The organism is Streptococcus oralis, assembly GCF_001075875.1.
Taxonomy (GTDB): domain Bacteria; phylum Bacillota; class Bacilli; order Lactobacillales; family Streptococcaceae; genus Streptococcus; species Streptococcus oralis_I.
Genome location: NZ_JUOS01000095.1, coordinates 1 through 10,439, shown reverse-complemented (window position 1 = coordinate 10,439; position 10,439 = coordinate 1). Strand labels below are relative to the sequence as shown.

The window sequence follows — 10,439 nt, the reverse complement described above, 5'->3', positions numbered from 1 at the left end:
GCTCAAAACACAGTTTTGAGGTTGTGGATAGAACTGACGAAGTCAGTAACACATATACGGCAAGGGGACGCTGACGTGGTTTGAATTTGATTTTCGAAGAGTATTATTCAAAGACAAATTGATTGTGATACAGTTCGGAGTAAAAACCTCCAAGCTTGAGTAATTCGTGATGATTTCCTTGTTCGATAACCTCACCATCCTTAAGGACAATAATCCGATCGGCATTGAGAATGGTTTTTAAGCGGTGAGCAATCACAAAACTAGTTCTTCCTGCCACAATAGCTTCCATGGCATTTTGAATCTTACTTTCTGTTACAGTATCAACGTTTGATGTTGCCTCATCCAAGATTAAGACCTGTGGATCTGTCATCAAGGTACGAGCGATGGAAATCAACTGCTTCTGACCAGTCGAGAAGACGCTCTGGTCATCATTAATCAAGGTATCATACTTATCTGGTAGACTTTCGATATATTCATGGATATGCGTAGCCTTGGCTGCTGCTTCTACCATTTCCTGACTGGCATCTGGGACACCAAAGCGAATATTGTCTCGAATGGTTCCACTAAATAAAACAGAATCCTGTAAAACAATTCCTACCTTACTTCGCAAACTATCTAAATCAAACTCGCGAATATCTGTTCCATCAAAGCTGATACTACCTGCATCCACATCATAAAAACGATTGATGAGGTTCATGATGGTTGTTTTCCCTGAACCTGTCGGACCAACTACCGCAATCATTTTCCCTTTTGGAGCTGAGATGCTGACATCTTTCAAAATGGGTTTTCCTGGCAGGTAGGAGAAGTCTACGTTACGAATCTCCACACCCTCTTTTAATTCGTTAAAGATTGGAGCATCTTGAGGACGAATTTCTTCTTCTGCATCAAACATTTCTTGGATACGGTCTGCACCTGTAAAGGCCAGTTGCAAACTTCCCCAACTCGCCGCTAATTGGATAATGGGCTGATAATACTGTTGCGAAAACTGAGTAAACATGACAATCAAACCAAGTGCAGTTGCTGTCTCGATGTTCTTATCATTCAGTAAGACAGCTGAACCAACAAAAATAACTACTGCTGTATTGACCAAGCTCATTCCGTTCATAACAGGGAAAAGAATTCCTGAGAACATTCTTCCCTTGAAAGTGGCTTTTCGAACCCGTTCATTCTGCTCGACAAAACCAGCAATCACATCTTCTTGAATGCCTTGAACAATAACGGCTTTTTGTCCAGAGATACTCTCATCCATATAAGCATTGAGCTTCCCAACTTCCTTTTGTTGGAGGTTTGTATATTTCCGCGCTAGCTTCAGGATAAAGAACAACATAATAACTGCTATCGGAGTGCTGGCAATTGTGATTAAAGCCAAGGTGACATTTTTTGCGAACATGACAATCAGCAAGCCAATATAAAGGGCAAGATTGGTCATGACAGACACTAAACTTTCATTAAAAGCTTGGAGAATATTATCCAAATCACTAGTAAAACGTGACAGGATATCCCCATCTTGATGGCGGTCAAAGAAGGAAACAGTCAAGCGAGAAAGCTTGCCAAACAGTCCCTTACGCATCTCATTTGTCGATTCGGCAATAATTCGGCTCATCAAGACCATATAGATGAGACTAGAAACTACTAAAACAATCAAAATATAGGCAAGATTGATTAGGAGTCCCAAGAGACTTTGCCAAACCATATCTGGATTTCCATTTTGATAGGCTATAACCAAATTAGCCAGCTCTGTGACTGTTTGACCTGCAAATACTGGAAAGAGGGCTTGTGCTACCGTTGCAATGATAATCATAGCAATGACAACGATAAAGGATATCTTGTAAACTTTAAAATAGTTCCAAAAAAATTCAAATGTCTTCATCCTACTCCTCCTTTCCTTTTTGCGTTTCATAAATTTCACGATAAACTGGGTTTGTTGCAACCAAGTCAGCATGCTTACCTTGACCAATCAAACGCCCTTGGTCAAGCACTAAAATTTTATCAGCATGAACAACAGAGCTAATCTTTTGCGCGATGATAATCGTAGTCGTCCCCTTCAAATCCTTGTTGAGGGCTTCTTGGACCAAACGTTCTGATTTGGCATCAAGGGCGGAGGTTGAATCATCGAAAATCAATATCTTAGGATTGCTGACAATCCCACGCGCAATGGACATTCTTTGTTTTTGTCCACCAGAAAAGTTAGTCCCACGTTCCTCAACCGGACTTTCAAAAGCCAAGTCCATGCGACTGATAAATTCACTAGCTTGTGCGATACGAGCTGCGCGTTCCATCTCTGAGACTGTTGCATCTCCCTTTCCTTGTCTGAGATTATCTGCGATGGTTCCACTAAAGAGAATAGCTCTTTGTAGGACGATAGAGACTGTCTTGCGAAGCGTCCCTTCGCTAACTGTACGAATGTCCTTTCCTCCAATCTTGATAGAACCTTGCTGAGGATCAAATAATCGTGGAATCAACTGAGCCAAGGTTGATTTCCCTGCACCAGTTGCTCCGACAACCCCAACCATCTCACCAGGCGCGATATCAAAGGAGACGTCTTTTAGGATAGGTTCTTCATCATTAGGATAGGTGAAGGTCACATTTTCAAAACTGAGACTTCCCTCCAAGTCTTCATCTTCCTCATCCTTGAAGGTCATAGCTGGTTCTGTATCTAGAATTTCACGAATACGACGAAGGGAAATCATGGCACGAGTGACTGAGTTCCCCAAAAATCCGACCATAACGATAGTAAAGATAATCTGACTCAGATAGTTTACAAATGAAGCAATGGAACCAACGACTGAAGGATCCGACTCTGCCATACCTGCTACAAGCCAGATTGAGAGAAAAACAGCCCCGTAAGAAATCAACATCATTGCAGGTTGCATAACAGAAAAGGCATAACCGATATAAAGGTTTTCTCCCAACAATTCATCTGACACCTGCGTAAATTTATCAAACTGATCTTTTTCTCGGACAAAAGACTTAACCACGCGCACACCACGCAAATTTTCTTTAGCAATGGCATTGATACGCTCTAGTAAGGTCTGGAATTTTGCAAAGCGTGGTCCCACAACTCCCATCATAAAACCCATTATGGCAACAATCAGAACGACCATGAGAACTAGCACCCACCACAGAGAAGGTAGGGTGACAACTGCTAGAATAAAGGAACCGATAAACAAAAGTGGTAGTCGAAAGAGAATTTGGAAGGTCATCATGACTACGTTCTGAATCTGATTGATATCGTTGGTCATACGAACAACAAGGTTCCCTGCATTAAACTTCTCAATATTAGCGTATGAGAAAGTTTGAATCTTACGAAAGGCATCTTCCCTTAGGTCTGACGAAACTCCTTGAGCAATGTAGGCGGCTAACACAACATTGATGCCACCTGCAATCAAACCAATCAAGGCAACAAGGATTAACCAAAAACCAATATGATAAATAGCTTCGTTATCACCTGTTAGCAGTGCCTCTAAAACCTCCTGTAGATAACGTGGTTGCAGGAGTGAGCTCGTTACCATTAGACCTGTCATAATTAAGGAAGCTAGAGCCTGCCATTTATAGGCTTTTATTTTCTGAAACAGCATATTTTCCCCCTTTATAAGATAGATAAAAGGGAACGACAACTCTGTCAGTCCCTTCTTATGCTTTCATGTTGATGCTATTCTAACAAAAAAGAATGCTATTGTCAAAGCACTCAGCTCTCGCAAGCTTACGAAACACGACATTAGCATTCTATAAAATCGTTTAAAATTCTTCTAATTGAGAACAGAAGTTTTATTTCTCTGAACTAGCTTGCTCCTCTAGTTTAGCTTGTCCAATTTCACGGTAGCTACGGTCCCCAACAATCTTGACTGAGAACTGACCATCTTCGTACTCAAGAATCGTCACACTTCCATTATCAAGACCATGCGGATGCATGCCGTTAATGAGGTAAACAATAGTTCCAATTGTCATTCCATGACTGACTACGAGAGCATTTCCTCCCCCATTAGCTTCCATTTCCTTAGCAATGGCTTCAAAACCTTCCCAGATGCGACCACTTAGTTTTTCCCATCCTTCAGCCCAGCCTGCTGTATCTACTTCTACCAAGCCTTCAGCCAGCTCAGCATAGGACAAACGATGCACATGATCGACATTAAAGATACGAGGAATAATCCCCATAAAAAGGTCTCCATCATAAGCACCATCAAAACTACCAAAGCACCATTCACGGATTCGCTTATCCATACGATAAGGAATTTGCCCTGTTAAACCTAGTTCCTCAAGGATAATTCCCATTGTCTGAATAGTCCGTCCAGAGTCACTTGAATAAGCCCGCTCAAATCTTAAGCCAGACTCACGCAAGCCAATTCCCAATTCATGAATACCTCGCTCTCCCTCAGCTGTTAGGGGAGTATCACTCCAACCTTGAGCACGCCCAATCGTATTAAACATTGTTTTCCCATGACGCACTAGATACAATTTTACACTTGCCATTTTCCGTCCTCCATATGTATCTATTATAGCATGATTTCAAGCAAAAACCTCGTCCTAACCCACTGAGTCCAACATCACCACTTAAACTAGATTTTACAAATCTGATAATCTATGTCTTATCATTCTTAGAAGGAGCAACTTTAGATGTCTCGGTGGTCTCATTTTTCACCTGTTCTTCTTTTTTCTTCTCGTTTTCTTCTTTTGACTTTTTTTCTGTTTTCTTCGTCTTGTCGTCAGTCTTTTTCAAAGGTGGAAAACGAAATTCAAATTGATTTTTCCCAGTGTCAACAATCGCTGTAAATCCCTTTTGATCATTGCGATAAGTTGCCTTTCCTGCATTAAATGACTGCTGACCACTCTCAGAACTAGCTTTTTCATAGGTCCTCTTAGCAATTGCAAATGCAAGAAGTTTTTCTTTGTTCAGTGCATAATCCTGATGATGAGCTACTTGCCGATTCAGATAAAACTGTAACAAGAGACTAAAAATTCCAGCAATAGTGACAGCGTAAAGGAGAACTCCAGCTCTAACTTTTTTCTTTTTCCACACGATAGATAAACTCCCTCTCTAGTCCCTTTTCAAATTGAAAATTGAAATGAACATTTTGCCCTTTTTGGTAAATATGTGCTGATTTCAGACCGTAGACCATGGGTTGATAGCCACGTCCACTAGCATCTGTTTTCCGAAAATCATCTGACTTTGATTTTCCCATAGAAATGGGGTTCCCATCCTGTTTGAGATAAAGTCTATCATTCTCCACTTTTTCAAACTGGGCTCGATTCAACTCTGCTTCTAGCTGATCCACAAATAAGAGCCATTCCTTCTGCTCACTTCTCTGCTGATAGCGAACTTCTGAAACCAAGAGTCGGCTCATAGCTTGAAAAAGAAGCAAGCTACCGCTAATCACAATAAGAGCAACCAGGGATTCTAAAAGAGTAAACGCTCTGACTCTACTTGTCTTGAATCGCCAGTAATTTCTCCGTCCCATGATACACCTCCAAACCTCGCTCATTCGAGACAACACGAACTGTAAGCCCATTGACAGTCAACTGCTTTTGTCCAGTCTGCAAAGCCATTCGAGCCACTCGCAAAACTTCTTCCTGTTTTAGAAGTTCTACTTCTCTTTTTCTACTTTCTTGAATTTGTCCCAGCAAGAGGGTTGCAATACTGGCAAAAATGGCTAGTGAAATCACTGCCTCCAGTAAAATAAGCGCCTTAATTTTTTGCTTCTTGAATACGTTTAATCTTTCCATTTCCTATATTTAGTCGGTAGCGAACCACTTCTTTCCTTGTTTGAAATCTGATGCTAACCAGATATGAACTGCCTCCTGCCTTATCAAAGGTTATTGACTGATTAGACTGCAATTGAATGCCTTTAGGGATGGCTAATTTCTGATAGCCATTACTAATGCTTCTCTCTTCTAAAATCAAGTTCATCTTTTGCTGGCTAGCCAGACTTCGCTTCTGGGTTTCTCGATAAAGTTCCTCAAACTCCATAAAAAAAATTTGTTCTTCCACAGCCGCAAAAGTGGACTGAACTGAACTTGACAAACCCAAGGCTAACAGACTGACTATCCCTAAGACTAATAGACTTTCTAGCATGGTAAAAGCCCTAATCCGCAACTGTTTGACTTGTCTTTTGTTTATCATGATACTCTTTGTAAGCTTTTGCTTGCTCAGCAGTGATACGTCCATCTGCCTGTAATTTGCTTAGACTAGCATCTTCATTTTTATCCAGACTATAGAGTTCAGCTTGGCTTTCTACCACCTTGACGACAGCTGCTTTCCCCTTGTCATTCACTGCATCCTTTTGCTTAGTAAGATTTGGCACAAACAGTAAGAGTAGAACACTAATGATGAGCAACACGACCAACATTTCTACCAGAGTGAACCCTTTTACCTTAGCTTTTTTTAATTTCATCAACATTTTTTTCATCTAAAAATTTACCTCCATATTTTGATACATAGGCAGCAACATAGCTGCGTACAATAAAACGATTAGCAGAGCTACAAAAATAAAGACCAGGGGTTGAACTAAGTTCATCGTACGATTAACTCGGGTAAAAAATGCCTCCCAAGTTTTCTCTGCATAGATTTCCAATTCGCTTCCCAACTTGGATTTGACCTCTCCATATTCAATGATTAATCCCAATTCTCTTCTAAAGAAGGGATAATCTTGAACAACTTTAGAAAATTCATGACCATTTTGTAATGACTGAGATAAATCCAAACCAATTTCCTTAAAAAGTGAATTGCCCTGCTCCTGCATCATCTGGAAAATCTGTGACAATTCTAATCCTTGTCCAATCATATTTCCCCATTCTCTAGCATAATAGGCAGTCAGATAATACTGAATAAACACACCGATAAAAGGAATTCTAGCCAGAAAAGAAAAGACTTGTATCTTCCTAGATTTTCTGTAGAAAATCAATCCTGTTAAAAATGCGAGTGCTACTACTAGAGTCAGTCCGAGAAAAATCTGTGGCAAGTTACTAATCACTAAGGTAGCTATATTACTACTATCTAGTTGAGGCAAGAGATAATTCCGCAAACCCAACATAATGAGCAGTAAGAAAGCTAACAAAATGACTGGATAGGTCGCAACTTCGATTAACTTTTTCTTGACCTTAGCAAGATTATCTAGATACTCTTCAATTTTCCCTAAACTCAAATGAAGATTTCCATGAACTTCAGCCAAGGAAAGTTGCGTGACAATTGAACTTGAAAAACCTAAAGTCCCCATCATTTCCGAGAAGGATTTTCCCTGCGAGAGTCCTAGACGCATCTGCGATACATATTCCTTTTCCAACAAGAGACTTCTATCTAAAAAGGAAATGATTTCTACCAGATGAAAACCACTGGAAAATAAATTGTTAAAGAGAGTGATGATTTTCTTCTGCTTACTGGTAGCTAATTTTCTCCGTTTCAGCTTGAAGGGCAGTGATATGTCCTTCTTTAAGAAGCTGGTCAATTTGTCTATTCCACTTTTCTGCCTGGTGTTCTTGGTAATTTTTGTTTGCAAAATCAATAATTCCTCCTCCTGCGATTAGTCTCTGATAACAAACACCTTGTAAAACAACTGCAAGTTCATCTTCACTGACACCAAGTTCTAAGAGGCGCTCATAAACCCCACGAACACTCTTGGCATGGATTGTCGAGAATACTGTGGCACCTGTCAGACTAGCTCGTACAACAGCACGAGCTGTTTCACTATCTCGAATTTCTCCAATGATTAAAAGATCTGGACGATGTCGTAGGGAAAGTTTTATCAAGTTCTCATAGCTAAGTCCGATAGCTTCATTGAGCTGTAATTGTAACATCTCTTCCTGCTTAATTTCTACTGGATCTTCAATGGACATGACCTGCTGTCCCTTAAACAATGACTTGGCTAATTCATGCATCAAAGTAGTTTTGCCACTTCCTACGGGGCCTGCAAATAGATATAGTCCTCGTTGCCTATAATTCTGCTCCAATTCTCCTAAGTCTTGAAACCAAAAGTGTAACTCTTGCTCTTGGTCATGTAAAAGTCGAATAACTAGACTTTCGTGACCACGATAATCTCCTACCGTCGATAAGCGTAGTGAAGAAACCTTACCGTCATGCTGATAATCACAGGAACCAAGCTGACTTCGACGTTTTTCTCCAACATTCATCCCCGCAAGAAATTTAAAATGACTAATAACTGCTCCCAACTTTTCAAAGTCATAGGTATTGATTAAACGCCTTTCATCTCCTATTCGCATATGCAACTCATAAACCTTTTCCTTGGGAATAAAATAGATATCCTGAGCTCCATCCGTTTTCGCGAGACTAATTAATTCTTGTGCTAATACTTGTACCATATTCCCTCCTCAGTTTATTATTCGAAGAAAATATAAAAAAAAGAACAACTTTATTAAAAAGTTGTTCCATCTTTTTTGATACGACAAGTTCTGTGAATTTCTAGACCTGTTTGTTTTTCATATCCAGGTCTAAATTTTTCATCTGGAATAATCTGACCATCTTCTAATAAGGCGAGAGAGTGATATTGCTGCAGATACTCATCGCATTCATCACACCAACGCTTATCCTCTGGATTCCAAAATATGGTCATTAAGTCTCCTCGACTTTTATAAAGAGGAATTTTCTTTTCCAGTTCAAACCAGCAAGATTTGTAATACTTTAGTGCATCATAATACTTATCAAATTTCTTACTGGAAATCACATCTTCTTCCCAGCCCTCTATAAACCACCAAGGTTCATAATCTCCATACATTTCTATAACTCTATACATAGTTTTATTTCCTTTGTATCGTATATTATAGCGAATTTTTGAAAACAATTAAAGAAATTTGCTCGTTTTCAGAAGCCTCTTTGAAGTATTTTTCGTTCATTAGATACCTTTACAAAATACAGTTAAGGGAATAACTCAACTATAAAAAAACAATACATCTTTGCAAGAGATTATTCAAGATTATCTCTAGTATAAAAATTAAAAAGCAGTGACTAAGTCTAGTCACTGCTTTATTTTTACGCTTGATAACGTTTTTCCCCATCAAGATAAGTTGCTACTAACTCTAAATCTTTATCTAGAACAATGAAGTCCGCATCATAACCTTCACGAATTTGTCCACAAACATCATCAATATGAACTGACTTAGCAGCATTTAGACTAGCCATCATCACTGCTTCATAAGGACTAGCAATTCCCCAGTTGACGACATTTTTCAAACCATCTTTGAGTTTAAGGATAGACCCCGCTAGGTTACCCGTAGATTTAAGACGAGCAGTACCATTAGCTACTACTACAGGAAATTCACCAAGCATGTAATCACCATCTTGAAGTCCACCTGCTGTCATACAGTCTGTAATCAGAGCGATATTTTCAACTCCTTTTTGCTTAAGAAGAATATCACATGCTTTTGGATCTACATGATGACCGTCACAAATCAACTCTGCATAAGTATGGGGTAATTCATACATAGCGCCAACCATCCCAAGTTCACGGTGAGTCAATCCACGCATACCATTGTATGCATGTACCCAGACACTAGCACCAGCGTCAACAGCCTTTTTAGCTTCATCAAATGTCGCATTTGAATGACCAAGAGCAACCGTCACTCCTTCGCCAGTAATGGTACGAACAAAGTCTTCTACACCTTCACGTTCAGGAGCAAGCGCAATTTTATTAAGGAGACCATTAGATGCTTTTTGCCAAGCACGAAATTCATCCATACGAGGGTCTTTCATATAAGCTGGATTCTGAGCTCCTTTATATTTCTCAGTAAAATAGGGACCTTCAAAATAGATACCACGAATCTTAGCACCAGTTGCTTCCTGATATCGAGCCCCGATATTCTCAGTTACCGCAAGGAGTTGGTCATAAGATGAAGTTAAAGTAGTTGGTAAGAAACTTGTAACACCAGTACTAAGGAGTCCCTCACTCATAGTATGAAGAGTTCCTTCGATATTATTATCCATAACATCCACACCACCGAAACCATGAATATGAGTATCAACAAGACCAGGAGCAATGCTATAACCACTATAGTCAACTACTTCAGCACCTTCAGGTACCTCTTCTACATGTTTTCCAAACTTACCATCTACAAGCTCCAAATAACCTCCACGACGAACACCATGTGGATAGAAAAATTGATCCGCTTTAATATATTTAGGCATAATGTATACCTCCTCTAATATTTCATATACTATTTATTATGTCAATTACATTATAAACCTTTCTCTAAAATTTGTAAATGGTATAGACCTATTATAGTTTAAAAATTCAAGAAATAAATTAAGATTTAGTAAAAATAAAGTAAAAATAATTTTATCAAATAAAAATTAGTATTCAGAATAAATAATAGTAATTTTTGGTAACTCTGAGAAAAAAATTAGAAGAAAAAATAAAAAGACAAGGTCAGAAAAACTTGTCTTTAATACTATACCGGCGGCCGGGGTCGAACCGGCACGTCCTTGCGGACACTGG

Annotated in this window: 12 protein-coding genes; all 12 read right to left on the bottom strand. The window is 39.3% G+C overall.

All coding sequences use genetic code 11. The features are described from left to right. Positions 1-103: 103 nt before the first annotated feature. Positions 104-1,870, bottom strand: coding sequence for an ABC transporter ATP-binding protein (locus tag ADM33_RS05960; RefSeq protein ID WP_049503748.1), 1,767 nt, complete (start codon positions 1,868-1,870; stop codon positions 104-106). Between the two features lies 1 nt (position 1,871). Then, positions 1,872-3,578 carry an ABC transporter ATP-binding protein gene (locus ADM33_RS05955; protein ID WP_049503747.1) on the bottom strand — a complete coding sequence of 569 codons (1,707 nt, stop codon included), beginning with the start codon at positions 3,576-3,578 and terminating at the stop codon, positions 1,872-1,874. 190 nt (positions 3,579-3,768) lie between these two features. Then, positions 3,769-4,470, bottom strand: coding sequence for a histidine phosphatase family protein (locus ADM33_RS05950; protein WP_049503745.1), 702 nt, complete (start codon positions 4,468-4,470; stop codon positions 3,769-3,771). A 109-nt stretch (positions 4,471-4,579) separates the two neighbouring features. Beyond that, on the bottom strand, positions 4,580-5,017 hold the full coding sequence (comGG, locus tag ADM33_RS05945) for a competence type IV pilus minor pilin ComGG (RefSeq protein ID WP_049503744.1): 438 nt from the start codon (positions 5,015-5,017) through the stop codon (positions 4,580-4,582). Continuing rightward, positions 4,995-5,456 (bottom strand): competence type IV pilus minor pilin ComGF, encoded by a 462-nt coding sequence (comGF, locus tag ADM33_RS05940; protein WP_049503742.1) that lies wholly within the window; start codon positions 5,454-5,456, stop codon positions 4,995-4,997. Before comGF ends, comGG begins: the two co-directional genes overlap by 23 nt. Beyond that, the gene (gene comGE / locus ADM33_RS05935; protein ID WP_049503740.1) at positions 5,419-5,721 is read right to left on the bottom strand and encodes a competence type IV pilus minor pilin ComGE; all 303 of its coding nucleotides are present in this window, start codon (positions 5,719-5,721) and stop codon (positions 5,419-5,421) included. The genes comGF and comGE overlap by 38 nt, the downstream gene beginning before the upstream one ends. Then, positions 5,684-6,118: a competence type IV pilus minor pilin ComGD gene (gene comGD / locus ADM33_RS05930; protein ID WP_049503738.1), complete on the bottom strand. Its 435-nt coding sequence runs from the start codon at positions 6,116-6,118 to the stop codon at positions 5,684-5,686. The genes comGE and comGD overlap by 38 nt, the downstream gene beginning before the upstream one ends. Further along, a complete protein-coding gene (comGC, locus tag ADM33_RS05925; RefSeq protein WP_049503736.1) occupies positions 6,081-6,404 on the bottom strand; it encodes a competence type IV pilus major pilin ComGC in 324 nt (107 codons plus the stop codon). The genes comGD and comGC overlap by 38 nt, the downstream gene beginning before the upstream one ends. After that, positions 6,405-7,448 (bottom strand): competence type IV pilus assembly protein ComGB, encoded by a 1,044-nt coding sequence (gene comGB, locus ADM33_RS05920; protein WP_152906809.1) that lies wholly within the window; start codon positions 7,446-7,448, stop codon positions 6,405-6,407. Next, on the bottom strand, positions 7,369-8,310 hold the full coding sequence (comGA, locus tag ADM33_RS05915) for a competence type IV pilus ATPase ComGA (RefSeq protein ID WP_049503735.1): 942 nt from the start codon (positions 8,308-8,310) through the stop codon (positions 7,369-7,371). Before comGA ends, comGB begins: the two co-directional genes overlap by 80 nt. 53 nt (positions 8,311-8,363) lie before the next feature. Beyond that, entirely contained in the window at positions 8,364-8,741 is a 378-nt protein-coding gene (locus ADM33_RS05910; protein WP_049503733.1) for a DUF1033 family protein, read from the bottom strand. Positions 8,742-8,977: 236 nt separating this feature from the next. Beyond that, entirely contained in the window at positions 8,978-10,129 is a 1,152-nt protein-coding gene (gene nagA, locus ADM33_RS05905; protein WP_049503731.1) for an N-acetylglucosamine-6-phosphate deacetylase, read from the bottom strand. Between the last annotated feature and the right edge of the window lie 310 nt (positions 10,130-10,439).